This window comes from Actinoplanes sp. CA-142083, assembly GCF_050942195.1.
In the GTDB taxonomy this organism is placed as follows: Bacteria; Actinomycetota; Actinomycetes; order Mycobacteriales; family Micromonosporaceae; genus Actinoplanes.
Genome location: NZ_CP192076.1, coordinates 2,317,072 through 2,335,529, shown reverse-complemented (window position 1 = coordinate 2,335,529; position 18,458 = coordinate 2,317,072). Strand labels below are relative to the sequence as shown.

At 69.7% G+C, this 18,458-nt stretch carries 20 protein-coding genes; 10 read left to right on the top strand and 10 right to left on the bottom strand.

What is annotated here, in order from left to right; all coding sequences use genetic code 11:
* Positions 1–20: 20 nt before the first annotated feature.
* From ACQPZX_RS11125 to ACQPZX_RS11095, 7 genes are all read left to right on the top strand, one after another.
* On the top strand, positions 21–587 hold the full coding sequence (locus ACQPZX_RS11125; RefSeq protein WP_433378131.1) for a hypothetical protein: 567 nt from the start codon (positions 21–23) through the stop codon (positions 585–587).
* A 39-nt stretch (positions 588–626) separates the two neighbouring features.
* Positions 627–854 (top strand): DUF3072 domain-containing protein, encoded by a 228-nt coding sequence (locus tag ACQPZX_RS11120; RefSeq protein WP_433378129.1) that lies wholly within the window; start codon positions 627–629, stop codon positions 852–854.
* A gap of 200 nt (positions 855–1,054) precedes the next feature.
* On the top strand, positions 1,055–1,810 hold the full coding sequence (locus ACQPZX_RS11115) for a GNAT family N-acetyltransferase (protein WP_433385184.1): 756 nt from the start codon (positions 1,055–1,057) through the stop codon (positions 1,808–1,810).
* A 53-nt stretch (positions 1,811–1,863) separates the two neighbouring features.
* Entirely contained in the window at positions 1,864–2,358 is a 495-nt protein-coding gene (locus tag ACQPZX_RS11110) for a DUF4279 domain-containing protein (protein ID WP_433378126.1), read from the top strand.
* Between the two features lie 78 nt (positions 2,359–2,436).
* Positions 2,437–2,631 (top strand): hypothetical protein, encoded by a 195-nt coding sequence (locus tag ACQPZX_RS11105; RefSeq protein WP_433378123.1) that lies wholly within the window; start codon positions 2,437–2,439, stop codon positions 2,629–2,631.
* A gap of 23 nt (positions 2,632–2,654) precedes the next feature.
* Positions 2,655–3,449: a TrmH family RNA methyltransferase gene (locus tag ACQPZX_RS11100; protein ID WP_433378120.1), complete on the top strand. Its 795-nt coding sequence runs from the start codon at positions 2,655–2,657 to the stop codon at positions 3,447–3,449.
* Positions 3,450–3,563: 114 nt separating this feature from the next.
* Positions 3,564–4,166: a cellulose binding domain-containing protein gene (locus ACQPZX_RS11095; protein ID WP_433378117.1), complete on the top strand. Its 603-nt coding sequence runs from the start codon at positions 3,564–3,566 to the stop codon at positions 4,164–4,166.
* Here ACQPZX_RS11095 and ACQPZX_RS11090 read toward each other — a convergent pair.
* Genes ACQPZX_RS11090 through ACQPZX_RS11070 form a run of 5 tightly spaced genes read right to left on the bottom strand, consistent with a single transcriptional unit; the run spans position 4,091 to position 11,156 of the window.
* Entirely contained in the window at positions 4,091–6,127 is a 2,037-nt protein-coding gene (locus tag ACQPZX_RS11090) for an alpha-galactosidase (protein ID WP_433378114.1), read from the bottom strand. The two genes, ACQPZX_RS11095 and ACQPZX_RS11090, sit on opposite strands and share 76 nt — an antisense overlap.
* Before the next feature lie 11 nt (positions 6,128–6,138).
* The gene (locus ACQPZX_RS11085; RefSeq protein WP_433378111.1) at positions 6,139–7,455 is read right to left on the bottom strand and encodes an ABC transporter substrate-binding protein; all 1,317 of its coding nucleotides are present in this window, start codon (positions 7,453–7,455) and stop codon (positions 6,139–6,141) included.
* Positions 7,456–7,465: 10 nt separating this feature from the next.
* Positions 7,466–8,284, bottom strand: a complete 819-nt coding sequence (locus ACQPZX_RS11080) for a carbohydrate ABC transporter permease (RefSeq protein ID WP_433378108.1) — start codon at positions 8,282–8,284, stop codon at positions 7,466–7,468.
* A complete protein-coding gene (locus ACQPZX_RS11075) occupies positions 8,281–9,141 on the bottom strand; it encodes a carbohydrate ABC transporter permease (protein WP_433378105.1) in 861 nt (286 codons plus the stop codon). The genes ACQPZX_RS11080 and ACQPZX_RS11075 overlap by 4 nt, the downstream gene beginning before the upstream one ends.
* Positions 9,138–11,156 carry a beta-galactosidase gene (locus tag ACQPZX_RS11070; protein WP_433378102.1) on the bottom strand — a complete coding sequence of 673 codons (2,019 nt, stop codon included), beginning with the start codon at positions 11,154–11,156 and terminating at the stop codon, positions 9,138–9,140. The genes ACQPZX_RS11075 and ACQPZX_RS11070 overlap by 4 nt, the downstream gene beginning before the upstream one ends.
* Before the next feature lie 85 nt (positions 11,157–11,241).
* Here ACQPZX_RS11070 and ACQPZX_RS11065 point away from each other — a divergent pair, with 85 nt between their 5' ends.
* Positions 11,242–12,258 (top strand): LacI family DNA-binding transcriptional regulator, encoded by a 1,017-nt coding sequence (locus tag ACQPZX_RS11065; protein WP_433378099.1) that lies wholly within the window; start codon positions 11,242–11,244, stop codon positions 12,256–12,258.
* Here the strand turns inward: ACQPZX_RS11065 and ACQPZX_RS11060 are convergent.
* Positions 12,246–13,187, bottom strand: a complete 942-nt coding sequence (locus tag ACQPZX_RS11060; RefSeq protein WP_433378096.1) for an EamA family transporter — start codon at positions 13,185–13,187, stop codon at positions 12,246–12,248. The two genes, ACQPZX_RS11065 and ACQPZX_RS11060, sit on opposite strands and share 13 nt — an antisense overlap.
* A gap of 78 nt (positions 13,188–13,265) precedes the next feature.
* Here ACQPZX_RS11060 and ACQPZX_RS11055 point away from each other — a divergent pair, with 78 nt between their 5' ends.
* Positions 13,266–14,153 carry a LysR family transcriptional regulator gene (locus ACQPZX_RS11055; protein ID WP_433378093.1) on the top strand — a complete coding sequence of 296 codons (888 nt, stop codon included), beginning with the start codon at positions 13,266–13,268 and terminating at the stop codon, positions 14,151–14,153.
* 6 nt (positions 14,154–14,159) lie between these two features.
* On the opposite strand, the gene ACQPZX_RS11050 is transcribed toward ACQPZX_RS11055, so the two are convergent.
* Together ACQPZX_RS11050 and ACQPZX_RS11045 are read right to left on the bottom strand one after the other, a co-directional pair.
* Entirely contained in the window at positions 14,160–14,747 is a 588-nt protein-coding gene (locus ACQPZX_RS11050; RefSeq protein WP_433378090.1) for a dihydrofolate reductase family protein, read from the bottom strand.
* 192 nt (positions 14,748–14,939) lie between these two features.
* A complete protein-coding gene (locus ACQPZX_RS11045) occupies positions 14,940–15,617 on the bottom strand; it encodes a hypothetical protein (RefSeq protein ID WP_433378088.1) in 678 nt (225 codons plus the stop codon).
* Positions 15,618–16,057: 440 nt separating this feature from the next.
* Here ACQPZX_RS11045 and ACQPZX_RS11040 point away from each other — a divergent pair, with 440 nt between their 5' ends.
* Positions 16,058–16,810: a hypothetical protein gene (locus tag ACQPZX_RS11040; RefSeq protein WP_433378085.1), complete on the top strand. Its 753-nt coding sequence runs from the start codon at positions 16,058–16,060 to the stop codon at positions 16,808–16,810.
* A gap of 62 nt (positions 16,811–16,872) precedes the next feature.
* Here ACQPZX_RS11040 and ACQPZX_RS11035 read toward each other — a convergent pair whose 3' ends face one another.
* Positions 16,873–17,991, bottom strand: coding sequence for an SPFH domain-containing protein (locus ACQPZX_RS11035; protein ID WP_433378083.1), 1,119 nt, complete (start codon positions 17,989–17,991; stop codon positions 16,873–16,875).
* Positions 17,992–18,000: 9 nt separating this feature from the next.
* The gene (locus ACQPZX_RS11030; protein ID WP_433378081.1) at positions 18,001–18,450 is read right to left on the bottom strand and encodes an NfeD family protein; all 450 of its coding nucleotides are present in this window, start codon (positions 18,448–18,450) and stop codon (positions 18,001–18,003) included.
* Between the last annotated feature and the right edge of the window lie 8 nt (positions 18,451–18,458).

The window sequence follows — 18,458 nt, the reverse complement described above, 5'->3', positions numbered from 1 at the left end:
GCGATCTATACGATCCGCCGATGGCTCTCACCGTCGCCGGTCTCACCGGCTACGTCGACCGTGACCTCGACGCCGACCTGGCGCGCTGGTTCGCCGACGAACCCCCGATCTCGCTGCCCGCCGACACCCGCCCCGTCGAGCCCTTCCTCGAGCGGCTCCCCGCCGACGCCGCCCGCGCGCTGGCCGCCTTCGACCAGCGCGTCCGCTCCGGCAAAATGCCGCAATTCATCGACGTGTACGACTGGTCGTACGCCTTCGCGTTCGGTGAGAACGAGTGCGGCATCGTCGATTCCGACTACGAGACCCAGGTGCCGGAGGAGGACGTCTTCGCGATCGCCGCCGACGGCTCCGCCAACCTGCACGTGGTGCTCGCCGACGGCCGAGTCGCGCACTGGTTCCACGAGGAGGAGGTGCTCGAGGGCGACACCCGTTACGACACCCTCGACGTCTTCCTCTGGTCGATCGTCCGCTACCAGGCCGTCCGCGCCGGCCGCCTCACCCTCGCCGAGATCGAGGCCGACTTCCGGGCCCTCGACCAGCCCGGCGCCGTCCATCCTGAGCTGGGCCTGCTGCGCTACCTGAAGTAGCCGACGCATGAATCCACCCCACCGTGGGTAGTGGCACAGATGTTCGACGACGGTGAGGAGGACGTGATGGCTGACGTCACGACGGGCAACCCCGTGAAGGACCCCGACGACTGGACGACCGGCGACGAACCGGCGACCGGCGCCCAGGAGTCGTACCTGCACACGCTGGCCACCGAGGCCGGCGAGCAGGCTCCCGAGGGCCTGACCAAGGCCGAGGCCTCCCGCAAGATCGACGACTTGCAGGAGCGGACCGGCCGCGGCCAATGATCTGTTGACAGCCCCGAGAGCTTTTTGACAAGCTCTCGGGGCACTCCCACGCGGCGGGCGCGGGATTTCGGTATGAGGGAATGAAGCCTGTGATCCGGGTTGGCCGAGCGGCCGCCTGACGCCTAGGGCATTCGGCGGTCCGACGTTTCTTTCGTCCTTGATCGTCCCTTTCTCATTCCCAAGAGGTAATCACCTTGTCCGTGGATGCCCGCATCCAGCAGTCCGTCGTGTCCAACCTTTCCGGCCGTCCCGCGCCGATCCATTCGGGCCCGTTCGTCCTGGGCATCGATCCCGGCACCGACAACCCCGGAATCAACTACGCCACCCCGGTTCCCGGCGCCCCCATTTCGGCCGCCGACGTCGCCGCGATGGTGACCGCTTTCCAGGAACAAAACCGAAAACCGCGTCTCGAGTACGTCGTGAGCACCGCCCCTGATCTGGAGACTCTCCTCCTGGAGGCGGGTTTCACCGTCGAGGAGCGCCACGAATACCTGATCTGCACCCCCGAGACGCTCACCATCCCGCCCACTCCCGAGGGTTTCACCCTTCGGGTGCCCACCACCGACGAGGACCGCGCCGCCATGATCGCCGCCCAGCACCTGGGTTTCGCGGGCGTGGCCGAGGCTTCGCCGGACGAGGTCACCCGCATGTCCCGCCTGCAGTCCCGGGGCGGCATAGCGGTCATGGCCGTGGACACCGCAACCGGCCAGTGCGCCGGCGGCGGCCAGGCGGTCCCGCCCAGCAACGGCACCAGCGAGGTGGCCGGCATCGCCGTCCCCGTCGCCTACCGCCGCCGAGGCTTGGCCGCCGCCTTCACCGCCGACATCACCGCCCGCCTGTTCGCCGCCGACACGGAGATCGCCTGGCTCGAGGCATCCGGCCCCGACTCCTGGCGCATCTACGAGAAGGTCGGCTACCGCCCGACCGGCAAACGCCTCTACATCTCCCACCCCTGACCACCCCGGGCTGCCCGACCACATCGGGCAGCCCGGCCCGTACTGTCAGCGCCGTGAGCGTCCCCGGCGAGTGCCTTCAGCGTGCCTATCTCTATCTGGAGCGGAATTACGATTCCGAGCCGCCCTACAGCGACGACGCTCTGGACCAGATGTTCTTCGAGCCCGCCGAGGTCACCGCCCGGGTCGGCCTCGCCCCTACCACCGCCTGGCGCCGCGGGGATCCCGCCCCGCGCCACGACCGGCCGCCGCGCCGCTTCAGTAGCTGGTCCTATGAGTTGCCGGAAAGCTCCACTCGGGACACCGAGGAGGTGGTCACCGCCCTCCTGGACGCCATCGAGCCGCACGCCGCCGGGATCGCGGTCGCGCGCGCCGAACTGGGTCTGCGCGCGGGCGTCATGGTGGTCATCTGGCTGGCCGGCGGCCGAGACCGCGGCGACGAGGTCTCCTTCACGACGCCGGCGCTCAGTTTCCGTGAGCGGACGGTCCAGCGCCTGGCGGCAATGGGGTTATCGCTGGACCACGATCTGTACGTCGAGGTCCCGGAGTGAGCACCCCGAGGCGGAGTGTGGTGAGTTCGGTGGTCATCGGGGAGTCACAGCGCCGGGGGCGGCGATAGGCTGACGGGCATGTCTGACGTTGAGGACGAGCAGCAGCAGGACGAACAGCCCGAGGAGTTTCTCAACCGGGCGGCCCGGCGGGCGGCCAAGCACAAGAAGCACGCACACGGCGTGGCGGCCGCGCAGACCGCCGAGCAGCAGCACGGGCGCGGGACGGTCTCGGCCAAGCGGCAGCAGTTCGGCAACCGCCGCACGGGCGGCTGAGGCACGCCCGTCACAATGGCGGGATGGTTGTTCTTCAGGTGGACGGCGCGGACGATCCGCGGATCGGTGACTATCGTGCGCTGACCGACCTGGAGCTGCGGATTCGGTGGGAGCCGCCCAACGGGCTGTTCATCGCCGAGGGTGAGCTGGTCATCCGGCGTGCGCTGCGCGCCGGGTACCGGCTTCGGTCGGTGCTCGTGGACGAGAAGCGGGTCGACCAGTTCGAGGATCTGCCCGACGAGGCGCAGATCTACGCGGCCACGCCCGAGGTCCTCGAGTCGATCACCGGGTTCCACGTGCACCGCGGGGTGCTGGCCTCGTTCCACCGGCGGGAGCTGCCGTCGCTGGAGGCTCTGCTCGCGGGGGCGACCAGGCTGGCGGTGCTCGAAGGGCTCAACACGCACACCAACCTGGGCGCGCTCTTCCGGTCGGCAGCGGCCCTCGGGATCGACGCCGTGGTGCTGTCGCCGAACTGCGCGGATCCGCTCTACCGGCGCGCGGTGCGGGTGAGCATGGGCGAGGTCTTCGCGATCCCGTACGTGAAGGTCGAGGACTGGCCCGCGGCGCTCAAGACGATCTCGGCGTCCGGATTCCGGCTGCTGGCGCTGACGCCGGGCGCGGATTCCGTCTCACTGCAGGAGCTGAGCGCCGAGGACCGGGCGCGGCCGGCGCTGATGCTCGGGGCCGAGGGGCCGGGGCTGACGCGTACGGCGTTGGCGGCCAGCGATGTGCGGGTCGGCATTCCGATGCGCAACGGGGTCGACTCGCTGAACGTCGCCACGGCGGCGGCGATCGCTTTCTGGGAACTCTGCCGCTGAATTCTTTTCGCGACCGAAATTCGGGCTTTCCCGCATGACAATCGATCGATACCCTTATCGCCGGGTTGCGAGCTTTCACCGGGATGAGGGCAAATGCACGAAAAATCCGGCAATATGCGTGTTCTGCCGTGGATCCCCACCATCGTCGGCGTCCTCGCGCTTATCGGATTTACCGCCGTCACGATCATCCGGCTCACTCCGGGGCATTCACAGCCGCAGACCCTGCCCCCGCCGGAGCCGCCGTTCACCCTCCCGGGGACGACCTCCGGCCCGCAGGCCCCGGTGAGTCTTGTCCCGACTCCCCCTTCACCCGCCTCGACGAAACCGTCCACGCAGACCAGCCGGACCATTCCCGCGGTGATCAGGCCCACGCCGGAGCAGACGGAGAAACCCGAGCAACCGGCCGTGACCGGCGAGTACAGCGTCCTCAACTCCTACGACGACAGCTTCATCGGCCAGGTGCTGGTCATCAATCGCACGAGCGAGCCCCAGGACTGGGTCGTCACGCTGACCTATCCGGGAAACCTGCGAACCTCCTGGCTCGAGTCGCTCCCGCAGCCGACGCTGAGCCGGCGCGGACACACCTTCACCTGGACCTCCTCGGTGCCGCTCGCGGCCGGCGCGAGCGGCCGGTTGCGCTTTCACTTCGACCGGGCCGACGGGTCGGACACACCGGACTCCTGCTCGGTGAACGGGTCGCCCTGCGCGGTCAACTGAACGATCTCGCTGACCGGCTCGCCCCGGAACGGCAGGTCGACCGGCAGCCCCGCCGCCATCAGCGCGGCTCCGGAAAACAATCTGCCCGATTTATCCGCATAGGAGCCGCCGGGATCCAGCCCGCGTAGCCGAAGCGGAGCATTGTCCGCACCCGACACCCGCCAGGCGAAGACCACGGTCCGCCCGCCCAGGTTGTACTGCCACGCCGACAGCCCGGCATCGGCGGGCCGGAGCCGATGAAGGCTCCCATGCTGCACGACGTCCCGGAACTCCCGGTACTCGCCGATGAGGGCGATCGCCAGGTCCAGCTCGGACGGCGTCCACCGCGAAAGATCGCCGCCGATCCCCAGCACCCCGGCCATCGCCACGTGGAAGCGGAAGGGCAACGGCACCCGCCGTCCGGTGATCGGGTTCGGGCTGTCGGTCACCCAGGCGACCATGCTCCCCGGCGCGTACGTCTGGGTGTATCCGCTCTGGATCTTGATCCGGTCCAAGGCGTCGGTGTTGTCGCTGGTCCAGGCCTGATCGGTACGCGCGAGCATCCCCAGGTCGACCCGGCCGCCGCCACCCGCGCAGGCCTCGATCCGCAGCCCCGGGTGCCGTGCGCGCAGCCGGTCGATCACCTCGTAGACGCCGATCGCGTGCCCGACCCACGATTCCGGCCGGGCCTCGGTGAACGGCCGGTTGAAGTCCCACTTGAGGAACGCCAGTCCCGCGGACCGCACCAACTCATCAAGCCACGCCAGCGCCCATTCCCGTACGTCATCGCGGGTGAAATCAAGCACCAACTGGTGACGAAGCGAGGTGGCCGGCCCGCGATGCAACACCCAGTCGGGGTGCTCGCGGAAGAGGTCACTGTCCGGATTGACCATCTCGGGCTCGACCCACAGCCCGAACTCCATTCCCAGTGACCGCACGTGATCGGCGAGCGGCCGCAACCCCGATGGGAAGCGCGACGGGTTCGGATGCCAGTCGCCCAGCCCGGCCCGGTCGCTGGTGCGCGCCCCGAACCAGCCGTCGTCCACCACGAACAGCTCGACCCCGAGCTTGGCCGCGATCTCCGCCAGCCCGCACTGGCCCTCCTCGGTCACGTCGAAGGCGGTGGCCTCCCACGAGTTGTAGAGCACCGGCCGGGTCTCGCCGGCGTGCGGCCGCACATACCGATTTTGATATTCGTGCCAGGCGCGGCTCGCCCCGCCGAATCCGTCCGCCGCATACAGCCCGGCGAAGACCGGACTGACCAGTTCCTCCCCCTCGTCCAGGCGCGTGCCCGCCGCGGCATGACCGGCAGCCCCGAGCAACGAGCAACGCCCGGCATCCGTACGGGTGACAGTGATGCGCCACGATCCGCTGAAGGCCAGCGCCGCCGACCAGACCGGGCCGCTCTGTTCGGTGGCCGTGCCGTCGTCGAGCATCACCCAGGGATTGGACGCGTGGCTGGTCACGCCGCGCCGCGAGACCAGGGTTGTCTCGGCCACCGGCAGCGGCGTGCGGCGCAGCGTCCCCTCCCGGGCCCAGCCCCCGGTGACGTGGCTGAGCCGGTAGTCCTCGAGTTGCGGCAGGCACCAGACCGCCGCCGCGTGGTCGGTGAAGGCGGCCGGGCCGTGGACGACGGACCAGCGCTCGATGACGTCGGTGCCCGGCCGCACCCGGTAGTGCAGGTCGACCGGGCCCAACCGGATGATCAGCGTGTCGTCGTGGATCTCGTGTCCCTCGACCGCGAGCGGCGACGAGAAGGCCGGCGGCACGAACCCGCTGGTGGGAAAGTCGGACGCGCCATCGATCGGACCCTCGAACGTGTCCCCGAACGGCGACCGCCAGGACGGCAGGGCCGCGGCGTCAGCCAGGGAGAGCCGGTCACCCCAGTGCAGGGCCATGACCGACCCCTCCAGGCGGAGGGCGTACGTCGTGCGAGCGGTGTGCAGGACAACGGTCGAGCCGTCCGATTCGATGTGCGCCACCAAGACTCCGTCTACTCCTTCACCGGGATGGACTGCGACTTCAGCGTCTGGATCGTGCTGGCTTGCGCGTCCTGCAGCGCCTTGATCAGCGTCTCCTGCCCGGAGACCGCCGCCTTGAAGCCGTCGGAGGCGTCCGCGTACGTCTGGGTCATCGTCGGCCCCCAGGTGAAGTCTGCCTTGACCTGCCCGGACGCGGTCGCGAACTCGTCATAGATCTTCTGGCCGCCGTAGAACTCGACGCCCTGCGACAGCGCTGGGAGGGTGGCGCCGGCCTTGGTCGCCGGGTACAGCTGCGCGACCTTGTTGAGCTCGGTGAGCGCCTCGTTCGAGGTGTTCAGCCAAAGAGCGAACTTCGCCGCCTCGTACGGGTGCTTGGAGCCCTTGAACACGGCGGTCGAGGAGCCGCCCCAGTTGCCGGCGATCTTCTCGCCCGCGGTCCACTGCGGCATCGGCGCGACCGCCCACTTGCCGGCCGTCTTGGGCGCGCCGGTCGCGATCGAGTTGGCGCCCCAGACCGCGGACACCCAGGTCCAGGCCTTGCTCTCGTTGTAGGCGTTGTTCCACTCGTCGGTCCACGGCGGCACCGCCGAGACGAGCTTCTTGTCGATCAGGCCCTGCCAGTAGTTGGCGACCTTGGTGGTGGGCTCGTCGGTGAGGCTGACGGTCCAGTTCGTGCCGTCGTTGGCGAACCAGTGGCCGCCCGCTTGCCAGGCCAGGCCCGCGAACTGGTTGATGTCGCTGTTGGAGAAGTTGGTGATGTAGCCGCCGGCCGCCTTCACCTTGGCCGCCGCGTCCGCGTACTCCTGCCAGGTTGTCGGCACCGGGATGTGGTTCTTCTCGAAGAGGTCCTTGCGGTAGAACATCGCCATCGGGCCGGCGTCCTGCGGCACCGCGTACACGTGGCCCTGCTCGCCGAAGCTGACCTGGTTCCACGTCCAGTCGACGAACTGGCCCTGGGCGCCGGTCACCTCGGAGCAGCCGGCCAGGTCGGTGAGCCCGTCCTGCACCCGGAAGCTGGGCAGCGCGTCGTACTCGATCTGGCCGAGGTCGGGCGCGTTGCCGGCCTTGAGCTGGTTGAAGAAGTTCTGATACGTGCCGCCGTTGCCGTTGGGGCCGGTCTGCACTTTGACCTGGATGTTCGGGTTGGCCTTGTTCCAGATGTCGACGACCTTCTGGATGTCGGGCACCCACGAGGTGAAGGTCAGCGTGACCGGGCCGCTCGAGGGCGCGCAGCTCGCGGCGCCTGCTGTCGCGTCTTCAGTTTCACCGGACGAACACGCGGTTATCGAGAGAGCCGACAAGAGCAGGACGGCAAGGGTGCGTCGCATTTCAACTCCTTCATTTAATGGATCCAGCGCCCAGGCCGCTACGCCAGAACCGCTGGAGGGAAAGGAAAGCGATGATCATCGGCGCCAGCGACAGGAAGGCGCCGACCAGAACCAGCCCCCGCAGTTCCGGCCGCTGGTCGACCTGCGAGTTCCAGGTGTAGAGACCGAGCGTGACCGGGAAGAGCTTCTGGTTGCCGAGCATGATCAGCGGCAGCAGGAAGTTGTTCCAGACCGCCACGAAATGGAAGAGGAAAATCGTCACGAAGGCCGGGGCCATGAGGCGTACGGAAAGGGTGAAGAACGTGCGCACCTCGCCGGAGCCATCGATTCTCGCGGCCTCGACGATCTCGTCCGGAACGGACGAGGCGGCGTAGATCCGCGCCAGGTATACGCCGAACGGGTTGACCAGGCTGGGCAGGAAAACGGCCCAGAAGGTGTTGGCCGCGTGTGCCTTGCTGAACAGCAGGAACAGCGGCAGGGCGAGCGCGGTGGCCGGCACGAGCACACCGCCGAGCACGACGTTGAACAGCATTTCCCGGCCGCGGAACTGGTATTTCGCGAGCGCGTAGCCGCACATCCCGGCGAGCAGCGTGCCGAGCGCCGCGGCGCCGACCGTGTAGCCGATGCTGTTCACCAGCCAGCGAAGAAAAATGCCGTCCTGATAGGTGAACACCGCACGGATATTCGAGCCGAGCTGGAAGTTCTCGAACCAGAGGCCGACGCCGCGCCCGCCGGATTTGGTGGCGCCGACGAAAAGCCACCACAACGGGGTGAGGAAATACACGGTGCAGACCGCCATGACCAGCATGGCGACGGCGCGGCGGGTCATCGGACCCCCCTACGCTGGGTGAACTTGAGAAACGAGAACGACAGGACGAACGTGGCGAGCGCGAGCACCACCGAGAACGCGGCGGCCAGGTGGAAGTTCGGCACCGACGAGGTGGCGTAAACGGTCATGTTCGGCGTGTAGGTGCTGGTCACCGCCGAGCTGAACGAGCGGAAGACCTGCGGCTCGGCGAGCAGTTGCAGCGTGCCGATGATCGAGAACACGGTGGTCAGCACGATCGCCGGCATGACCATGGGGATCTTGATCGACCACGCCGTCCGGAACTGGCCGGCGCCGTCGATCTTGGCGGCCTCGTAGATCTCCGGCGGGATCGCGAGCAGCGCCGAGTAGATGATCAGCATGTTGTAGCCGACATAGACCCAGGTCACGACGTTGGCGATCGACCAGAGCACGAGGTCGGCGCTGAGGAAGTCGACGTTCGCGGTGACCGCGGTGAACGGCGACAGGTTCGGCGAGTAGAGGTAGCCCCACATGATCGCCGCGACCACGCCCGGCACCGCGTAGGGCAGGAAGAACGCGAGCCGGAAGAACCGCTTGCCGCGGACCAGGCCAGAGTCGAGGATCAGGGCCAGCACCAGCGCGAGCCCGAGCATGACCGGCACCTGCACTACCCCGAACAGCAGCACCCGCTCGACCGAGTGCCAGAACGGCGAGTCGCTGAAGACCCGGCGGTATTGCGCGAGACCGCCGAAGACCTCGGTCGCCGGGCCGAAGGTTCCGGTGCGCTCGACCTTGTAGAGCGACTGCACGATCGCGTACCCGATCGGGATCAGGTAGAAGAGCGCGAACAAGGCCGCGAACGGCGTGACGAAAAAGGCGATGGCGGCGCGGTGCTTCACGGCCGTCGGCCTTTCTCTTCGATGACGCGTACGCCTCCGGGCGTCACCTTCAAGCGGCCACTCACTTGTTCGCCGCTGATGAGGTCGGTCCCCTGCGCGGCGAGCTCGATCGAGCGAGCGCCATGGTTGATCGCGAAGACGTACGATTTATCGTTTTTATGGCGACGAATGACCTCTACCTCGCCGTCGTTCTCGGGGCCGGTCGGCTCCACACCGGCCTGGTGGGCGGCCGCGCGCAGGACGTCGCGCAGCCCGATCGGGTCCAGGGCCGTGGCGACATACCAGGCATGTCCGGCGCCGAATTGGTTGCTGGTGATCGCCGGAACGCCGGGTAGTGGGCCGTCGGCGTACGCGGCATGGGTCTTGGCGGTTGTAGTGCGGAGCCGCTCGGACCAGAGGCTCGCCGTCCCGCCGTTGTCGAGGGCGATGGTCGTACCCGGCTTGAGCGGGAAGAACTCCTCGGCACTGACGCCGAGGACCTCGCGGAACGCGCCCGGGTAGCCGCCGAGCCGGATGCGGTCGTCCTGGTCGGCGATGCCGCTGAAGAACGTGACGAGCACGGTGCCGCCTTTTTGAACATATTTCGTGATGCGCGCGGCCTGCTGGTCCGTCACCAGATAGAGGCCGGGCACGATCACGAAGCGATACCGGTCGAGGTCACCGTCCGGGCTGACCACGTCGGCGGTCACGCCCAGTTCGCGCAGCCCCCGATACGCCGCGTGCACCTGATCGAGATAGCTGACGGCGGTGGACGGCCGCCCCTCCTGTTCGGCCGCCCACCACGACTCCCAGCCGAACAGCACCGCGGTGTCGGCCTCGACTGCGGCGCCGGCCACGTCGGCCAGCTTCCGCAGAGTTCCGGAGAGCTCGAGGACCTCGCGCCACTGCTCGCTGTCGGTGCCCGCGTGCGGCAGCAGCGCCGAGTGGAACTTCTCGCTGCCCTGCGCCGAGGCCCGCCACTGGAAGAAGCAGATCGTGTCGGCGCCGCGGGCCACGTGGGTGAGCGTGTTGCGCAGCATCTCGCCGGGGCGCTTGGCCAGGTTGTGCGGCTGCCAGTTGACCGCGCCGGTGGACTGCTCCATGAGGATCCACGGCTTGCCGCCGGCCAGGCCGCGGGTGAGGTCGGCGGCGAAGCTGAGCTCGGCGGCGGGATCCCCCAGCCGATGGTCGAGGTAATGATCGTTGGCGATCACGTCCATCCGCGGGGCCCAGCGCCAGTAGTCGAGGTCGCGGATGTGCGCGGTGACCATGAAGTTCGTGGTGACCGGGATCGTGCTGTGCTTCCTGATCACCTCGTGCTCGGCCTCGTAGTGGGCGAGCACCTCGTCCGACGAGAAGCGGTGGAAGTCGAGCATCTGGGTGGGGTTGCGCAGGGAGAGCGCCTGCCGCGGCGGGAGGATCTCGTTCCAGTCGCCGTAGCGCTGACTCCAGAAGGCGGTGCCCCAGGCCTGGTTGAGCCGGTCGAGCGTCCGGTACCGGTTGATCAGCCAGCTCCGGAAGGCGTGGGCCGAGACGTCGCAGTAGCACAGCGCGTTGTGGCAGCCCAGCTCGTTGGAGACGTGCCAGAGGGCGACCGCGGGGTGCGCGCCGTAGCGCTGGGCCACCTGCTCGACCAGGTCGAGCGCGTGCCGCCGGAAGAGCGGGGAGCTCGGGCAGAACGCCTGCCGGCCGCCCGGGTAGCGGCGGGTGCCGTCGGCCGCCATCGGCAGGATCTCCGGGTGCCGAGTGACCAGCCACGGCGGCGGCGAGGCGGTCGCGGTGCCCAGGTTGATCCGGATGCCGTTCTCGTGCAGGAGCTCGACGATCCGGTCGAGGCGCTTGAAGTCGTACTCGCCCGGGTGGGTCTCGAGATCCGACCAGCCGAAGATGTTGATCGCGACGAGGCCGATGCCCGCGGCCCGCATGAGCGCGACGTCCTCGGCCCACACCTCGGCCGGCCACTGCTCCGGGTTGTAGTCGCAGCCCAGCGTGATCAAGGTCGCCTCCCTGTGCACGTGCACACAATTCCCCGACATCCACTGCCGAGGTCTGATGTGTGAACGTGCACACACTAGGATTGGCGCTGACCAGCGTCAAGAGGGAGAAAGTTAGAGTTCAGCCGTGAGTTCGCGTACTGGGAAAAGGGCCACCGTGCACGACATCGCGGCCGCCGCCGGGGTCTCGCGCGGCACGGTGAGCCGCGTGCTCAACGGCGGCTACGTCTCGTCGTCGGCCCGCGCCGCGATCGAGCGGGCCATCCGCGAGGTCGGCTACGTGCCCAACACGGCCGCCCGCAACCTGGTCATGCAGCGGTCCCAGGCGATCGGCTTCATCGTGCTCGAGCCGCACGAGCTGTTCCTCGAGGACCCCAACATCGGCGGCATCATGCTGGGCGCCAACGCGACCCTGTCCGCCGCCGACTACCAGATGGTCAACCTCGTCGTCGATTCCGAACGCGACACCGCCCGCATCACCCGCTACCTCAGCGGCGGCTTCGTCGACGGCGCCATCATCGTCTCCGCGCGCAGCCACGACCCGATCATCCAGGTCGTCGGCGGCCTGGCCCTGCCGTCCGCCTTCGTCGGCCACCCGCGCGACCTGCACCCCGAGATCCCGTACATCGGCATCGACAACCTGGCCTCCGCCGAGGAGATCACCCGCCGCCTGGTCGACACCGGCCGCCGCCGCGTCGGCATGATCGCCGCCGCCGTGGACCGCGATTCCGGCGCCGACCGCCTGACCGGCTTCCGCCGCGCCCTGGGCGACATGTTCGACGAGACCCTGGTCGCCGAGGTCCCCCTCTACGACTTCGCCTGCGGCGCCAAGGGCATGCGTACGCTGCTGGAACGCGACCCGGCCATCGACGGCGTCTTCGCCGCCTCGGACGCCATCGCGGCCGGCGCCATGGAGGCCCTGCGCGAGGCCGGCCGCACCGTCCCCGGCGACGTGGGCCTGGTCGGCTTCGACGACAGCTCCTGGGCCCTGCGCACCCGCCCCCACCTGTCCACAGTGCACCAGCCGGCCGGCGACATCGGAGAACACGCCGCCGACCTCGTGCTGCGCCAGGTCAGAGGCGAGGAGATCACTCAGCGCGGCCTGCTGCTCCCCTCGCCCATCGTCTGGCGTCACTCGGCCTGACGCGGCGCCACCTTCACAGCGTCTTTGAGAGCCTGCGGGGTGAGCTGACCGGCGACCAGGGCGGCCAACGCGAGGGCGAAGCCTGCCACCTGGGGCATCGTCAGGGTCTGGCCGAGTACGACGACACCTGCCACGGCGGCCACCAGCGGGGACAGCAGTCCGAGCAGGGCCGTCGCCGTCACCGGGAGCACTCGCAGGCCGGCGAACCACAGCGTGTACGCCAGCAGCCCGCCGATCAGGCCCAGCCACACGTAGCCGCCCACGGCCTGGGCGTCGATGTGGTCGGGGATGCCCTCGATGAGCGACACCGGGATCAGCAGGACCAGCCCGCCCGCCGTCAGCAGCCAACCGGCGAAGGCCATCGGGCGCACGCCCTCGGGGCGGCCCCACCGCTTGGTCAAGGTCACGCCCAGCCCCATGGCCGCCGCGCCGGCCAGTCCCGCCGCGATGCCGGTGACGTCCAGTGCGGCGTTCGGCCCGAGAACGACCAGGCCGACGCCGGCCACGCCGACCAGGCCCCAGCCCAGGCGCCAACCCGACAGCCGCTCACCGAGGATCACGACCGCCAGGAACGCGACGATGATCGGCTGGGTCGCGCCGAGCGTCGCGGCCACGCCGCCCGGAAGCCGCTCGGCCGCGAGGAACAGCAGCGGGAAGAACGCCCCGATGTTGAGCGCACCCAGGACCAGGGCGCGGAACCACCAGATCCCGTGCGGCAGCTGCCGGGTGATCGCCAGCGCGAGCAGGCCGGCCGGCAGCGCGCGCATCAGGCCCGCGAACAGCGGATGTCCCGCCGGCAGCAGCTCGGTGGTGACGACGTAGGTGGTGCCCCAGACGGCGGGGGCGAACGCGGTGATGGCAGTGGTGGCGACCCGCCCGCCAGCGGCGGGGGTCGGTGCCTTGGTCGAGGGAGAAGCCGTGATGGTCATGCCTTCAGCGTCGGCCTCTCCGATCGATGAGTCCAACACATACTTTTCAACACAGCGATCTCATATCAAGATAGATGCGTGGAACTGCAGCAGATGCGCTACGTCCTGGCCGTCGCGGCCACCGGCAACTTCACCCGCGCCGCCAAGCAATGCCTGGTCGTGCAGTCGGCGTTGAGCCATCAGATCGCCGCGCTCGAGCGCGAGCTGGGCGCCAAGCTCTTTGCCCGCACCAGCCGCCGGGTGGCCCTCACCCCCGCCGGCGAGGCTTTCCTGCCCGCGGCCCGGGCCTGCCTGGAGGCCGCCGACCGGGCCGCCGCCGACGCCGCAGCCGCCACCGGCGAGATCCGCGGCCGCCTGACCATCGGCATCATCCCCACCGTGACCGGCATCGACCTGCCGGCGGCCCTGCACGCTTTCCTGAGCGCCCACCCGCTCGTGCGGATCGCCCTACGTTCGGCGGGCAGCGACGACCTGGCCGCCGGCATCCGCGCCGGCGAGGTCGACGTGGCCGTCCTGGGCCTCCCCGAGTCCGTCAAACCGCGCGGCGTCCGCTACCGGGTCTTGAACCACGACCACCACGTGGCCGTCCTCGCCACCGGCCACCACCTGGCCGGCCTGCCCCGCGTCGACCTGGCCACCCTCGCCCCCGAGCCCTTCGCCGACTTCCCGGCAGGCACCCCCGGCCGCGCCCAGAGCGACCTCGCCTTCGCGGCCGCCGCCCTGACCCGCGACGTGGCTTTCGAGGCCATGTCCACCGACCTGATGATCGGCCTGATCCGCCAATCCCTGGCCGTGGCCCTGCTCCCGTCCCGCTTCGTGGCCGGCATGGACGACCTGGTCACGATCCCCGTGACCAACGGCCCCGCCCGAGTCGAATACCTGGCCTGGAACGACTTCAACCCGACCCCAGCCGCTACCGCCTTCCTGGAAGCCGTCGGCCACCCCGCCTCTGAGCCAGACGCCTGATAAGCCTCAGTCCACCCGGTAGGTCAGGTGGGTGGCGTGGCCCGAGGGCCGGACGTGGATCTGCCTCAGAGCGCGGGGTGCGGCGCCGGCGAAGAGCGGGACGCCGTCGCCCAGCAGGACCGGGGACAGGTGCAGGCGCAGCTCGTCGACCAGGCCGGCCTCGATCGCGCGGCGGATCGTCTCGCCGCCGCCCATGATGACGACGTCTCGGTCCTCGCCCACGGCGATGCCCTTGGCGACCGCGCTCGCGATGCCGTCGACGACGAAGGTCACCCGGTCGGCGAGGCGCACCTTGTCGGGCGGGTTGCGGGTCACGACCAGGACCGGTGGCTGGGCGGCCAGGTCGGCGCCGTAGCCCATCTCGTCGTTCCACCCGTCGGGCGCGTCGACGATGTCGAACAACCGCCGGCCCATGATGACCACGCCCGTGGCGGCGACCGACTCCTCGAGGACGGCCCGGTCGATCGCGTCGGGCTGGAGCGCCCACGTGTGCAGGCCCTCACCGCCGCGCCCGAGACCCATGTCGGGCGAGGCCTCCGGCCCGGTGACGAACCCGTCCAGCGACACCGAGATGTCGGCGACCACCTTGGCCATGACCGCTCCTTCCCGCGGCGGCGCCCTTCGCGCGCCACTCTCCGGAGCATGCCACCCGGGTACGACACTCGCGCCCCGACCGAAGCGCCAACCTGCCTTCGCCGACCGAGACAGCCGCCCAACGCCGGGGACAGCGCAGCCAGGCCGGCGACGCCGGTGGCGGGGCGGGGGCAGCGCGGAGCAGGGCGGCGGTCAGGCCCGGGGGATCAAGCGAGCGCCCGTCCAAGCGAGGCCCGTGCCGGCCGCCAGCAGCAACAGCGCTCCGACCGTAGGCAGCGGTTGGCGAGCGTATGAGCCGGCGCCCATCGCCGCGGCGGCGAGCATGAGGAGGATGCCGTCGGCCGGGTTGACCAGGCGGGAGCGGAAGACCGCCCAGCCCAGCACCAGCCACCCGGCGCCGCTCACCGCCGCTGCCACCGTGGCGGCCACCTCCAGCTGGTCCGACGTCAAAGGGGCGCCCTCGGCCGGGACCCCAGGGGGCAAAGCCGTCAGCGGCAGGGTGAGCATCGTGCCGGCTACGCCGGTCAGGAGGCCGAGGATGGCGGCGCGGCGGGTTCGGGTGGCGGTCAGCAGGGCCGTGAGGGCGATCATGGCGATGGTGGACAGCCAGTCGGCGGTCAGGGCCACGGCCAGCGGGCCGGGTGGGGTGTCTATGCCGAGGGTCAGCCAGCCGTCCAGGACCGCGGCGGCGGGAAGGGACCAGAGGGCCAGCCTCGCGTAGCGGCGGACGGACCAGATCCAGACCGCTTCCCGTACGGGAAGGAGGTGATCCTGGTCCGCCGAGCCGGCGGCCGGGCGGGCGCCGCCGACCCACGCCGGAGAGACCCGCAGCGGCCTCCCGCTCGCCGTGTGGTGATGGCTGCTGCTCATGGCTCCGCCTCGCCTGGGCTCAAGCCGAGCGGCCCGGGGGCAACCGGTCGGGATCCTGCGCCAGAGCATTCCAAATGGCCGGTGGCTCCGCAGGCGTTTCCCGGAAAGTCGCACAGGGCCTGAGTCCGATTTGTCCGCTCGTCACCGTGAGTGATGCGAGGACGGTGACTCGGCGCTGCCGGGTCGGTGGGGACGACGCCGGAAGGGTGAACTGGGTCGACCGATTTCGAATTTCTTTTGGAAGGGCGCGAGCTGCGGAAACACCGCCCACAGAGGGCGATTTGACCGGGGTGGCGGCAATCCGCTTTGAACCCCGTCGCGGGTCGGGTCCGTACTGGGGGCCGACCGACCACATCGACGTCCACGAACGAGGAGTGATGATGAGATCGCGCGCGTACCGAAGGAACCAGAGCCCCAACCGGCGGAAGGTCATAGGCGCCGTGATCGTCGGGGGCGTTCTGGCGGCGGCCGGACTGGCCAGTGTTCAGCTCGCGAACGCCAGCACCACCCCGAAGGCCGCCGATGTGATCTCGGTCGAGGGACAGCAGTTCGACGTGTCGCAGTGCAAGGCGCTGGAGATCGCCGGTGGCGACGTGATCTGCGACGGCGAGAAGCTCGCGCCGCAGCAGGAGCAGGGCGCCGACGACGCCGCTCTCGCCTCGGCCCAGGCGCTCGAGCTGGCGTGTGACACCTTCGCGGCCGACGCGGCCGCGGCCGAGGGCCAGCAGGGCGCCGAGGAGCAGGGCGCCGCTCAGGAGGGCGAGAAGGGCGCCGCGGCGGCCAAGGCCAAGAACAAGAAGCTGGCCACGAAGTGGGCCAAGGCCATGAAGGCAGCCGAGGACGAGCAGGCCGCCGAGGGCGAACAGGCCGGCCAGGGCGAGCAGGCCGGCGAAGGCGAGCAGGCCGGCCAGGGCGAGGAAGCCGGTGCGGGCGAGGAAGCCGGCGCGGGCGAGGAAGCCGGCGCGGGCGAGCAGGGCGCAGCGGACCAGAACGCGGCTGCCGCCGCGGCCGTGGCCTCGGCCCAGAAGGCGCTGCTCACGACCTGTCTGGCGCTGGCCGACGCCAAGGCCGCCGCGGGCATCGCCGGCGGCGACCAGGGCGCGGGCGAGGAGGGTGGCGCCGACCAGAGCGCCGAGCCCAGCGCGGCCCCCAGTGAGGAGCCGAGCGCGGCCACCAAGAAGGCCAAGAAGTAGGAAGTAGGAAACAGAGAACGGCCGGCCCGAAGACCCCGGGCCGGCCGTTTCGTTTCAGCGGGTCAGGCGCGTTCCTGCTGGGCCACGCCGTTGTAGTCGGCCCCGCCGAGGGCGGCCGACGGCGGGATCGGCTCGGGCGCCGGCAGTGCGGCCGTACGATCGGGATCTGCGGAAACCTGGGCCTCCGCCACCCGGACCTGCTCATCCACCTGGGCCGCGGCATCCGCGGCCGCTTGCGCCGCGGCCTCGGCCTCGCGCTCGACGGACGCCGCGTCCACCTGCGAGGACGGCACGTCGCCGGCCATGTTGGCCAGCCCGCCGAGAGCGCCACCGAGACCTTCGAGGGCCTTGGTCAGCTCGGTCGGGACGATCCACACCTTGTTGGCCGAGCCGTTCGCGATCTGCGGCAGCGCCTGGAGGTACTGGTAGGCCAGCACCTTCTGCGACGGGTTCGCCTGGTGGATCGCGTCGAACACCGTGCGGATCGCCTTGGCCTGGCCCTCGGCCTGCAGGATGCGGGACTGCCGGTCACCGTCGGCGCGCAGCACCGCGGCCTGCTTCTCACCCTCGGCCGTCAGGATCTGGGCCTGCTTGTGGCCCTCGGCGTTGAGGATGGTGGCACGACGCTCCCGCTCGGCCCGCATCTGCTTTTCCATCGAGTCGCGGATCGAAGGCGGCGGCTCGATCGCCTTGATCTCCACCCGGGTCACCTTGATGCCCCAGCGGCCGGTGGTCTCGTCGAGCACCGTGGAGAGGTGGCGGTTGATCTCCTCGCGGCTGGTCAGCGCGCGCTCCAGGTCGAGGGAGCCGATCACGTTACGCAGCGTCGTGACCGTGAGCTGCTCGATGGCCTGCAGGAAGTTGGAGATCTCGTAGGTGGCCCGCACCGGGTCGACCACCTTGAAGTAGAGGACCGTGTCGATCGACACGACCAGGTTGTCGGAGGTGATCACGGGCTGCGGCGGGAAGGAGACCACCTGCTCGCGCATGTCCACCTTGCTGCGCACCGCGTCGACGAACGGGACCAGCACGTTCAGTCCCGGGGTCAGGGTGCGCTTGTACTTGCCCAGGCGCTCCACCACGTCCATCCGCTGCTGCGGAACGATGCGGATGGACCGGAGCAGCGTGACGATGGCGAACACCACGATCACGACTACCAGTACGCCGATCACTGCTTCCATGGCGCCTCTCTATATGTTGGGCAGATCGTCGCGCCACACGATGGCCGTGGCGCCGTCGACCTTGACGACCCGGACACGTTCGCCCGGGAGGTATTTCTCGGTGCCGTCGAAGGAGCGGGCCTGCCAGATCTCGCCCTCGAGCTTGATCATGCCGTGGCCGCCGTCGACTTCCTCGATCACTTCGCCGTGCCGGCCCTCCATCGCCTCGATGCCGAACGGCGTGTCGCCGCTCTCGAGGGCGGACTTGGCGTGGCGCAGAATGATCGGGCGTAGCGCTCCGACGGACAGCCCGGAGAACAGGGCGAACACGATGACCTGGACGAGGAGAGGGGCCCCGAGCGCGGCGGCACCGGCCGCGGCGAGGGCGCCCACCGCGAAGAAGATGATCAGGAGGGTGGCCGTGAAAGCCTCGGCGATCGCCAACGCGATGCCGAGCACGATCCAGAGAACCGCTTCCACACCTCGAT

Coding starts and splice junctions, on each gene's coding strand:
- ACQPZX_RS11125 (WP_433378131.1), top strand. CDS start 21: ATGGCTCTCACCGTCGCCGGTCTCACCGGCTACGTCGACCGTGACCTC.
- ACQPZX_RS11120 (WP_433378129.1), top strand. CDS start 627: ATGTTCGACGACGGTGAGGAGGACGTGATGGCTGACGTCACGACGGGC.
- ACQPZX_RS11105 (WP_433378123.1), top strand. CDS start 2,437: ATGTCTGACGTTGAGGACGAGCAGCAGCAGGACGAACAGCCCGAGGAG.
- ACQPZX_RS11100 (WP_433378120.1), top strand. CDS start 2,655: ATGGTTGTTCTTCAGGTGGACGGCGCGGACGATCCGCGGATCGGTGAC.
- ACQPZX_RS11095 (WP_433378117.1), top strand. CDS start 3,564: ATGCGTGTTCTGCCGTGGATCCCCACCATCGTCGGCGTCCTCGCGCTT.
- ACQPZX_RS11085 (WP_433378111.1), bottom strand. CDS start 7,455: ATGCGACGCACCCTTGCCGTCCTGCTCTTGTCGGCTCTCTCGATAACC.
- ACQPZX_RS11080 (WP_433378108.1), bottom strand. CDS start 8,284: ATGACCCGCCGCGCCGTCGCCATGCTGGTCATGGCGGTCTGCACCGTG.
- ACQPZX_RS11070 (WP_433378102.1), bottom strand. CDS start 11,156: ATGTCGGGGAATTGTGTGCACGTGCACAGGGAGGCGACCTTGATCACG.
- ACQPZX_RS11060 (WP_433378096.1), bottom strand. CDS start 13,187: ATGACCATCACGGCTTCTCCCTCGACCAAGGCACCGACCCCCGCCGCT.
- ACQPZX_RS11050 (WP_433378090.1), bottom strand. CDS start 14,747: ATGGCCAAGGTGGTCGCCGACATCTCGGTGTCGCTGGACGGGTTCGTC.
- ACQPZX_RS11045 (WP_433378088.1), bottom strand. CDS start 15,617: ATGAGCAGCAGCCATCACCACACGGCGAGCGGGAGGCCGCTGCGGGTC.
- ACQPZX_RS11035 (WP_433378083.1), bottom strand. CDS start 17,991: ATGGAAGCAGTGATCGGCGTACTGGTAGTCGTGATCGTGGTGTTCGCC.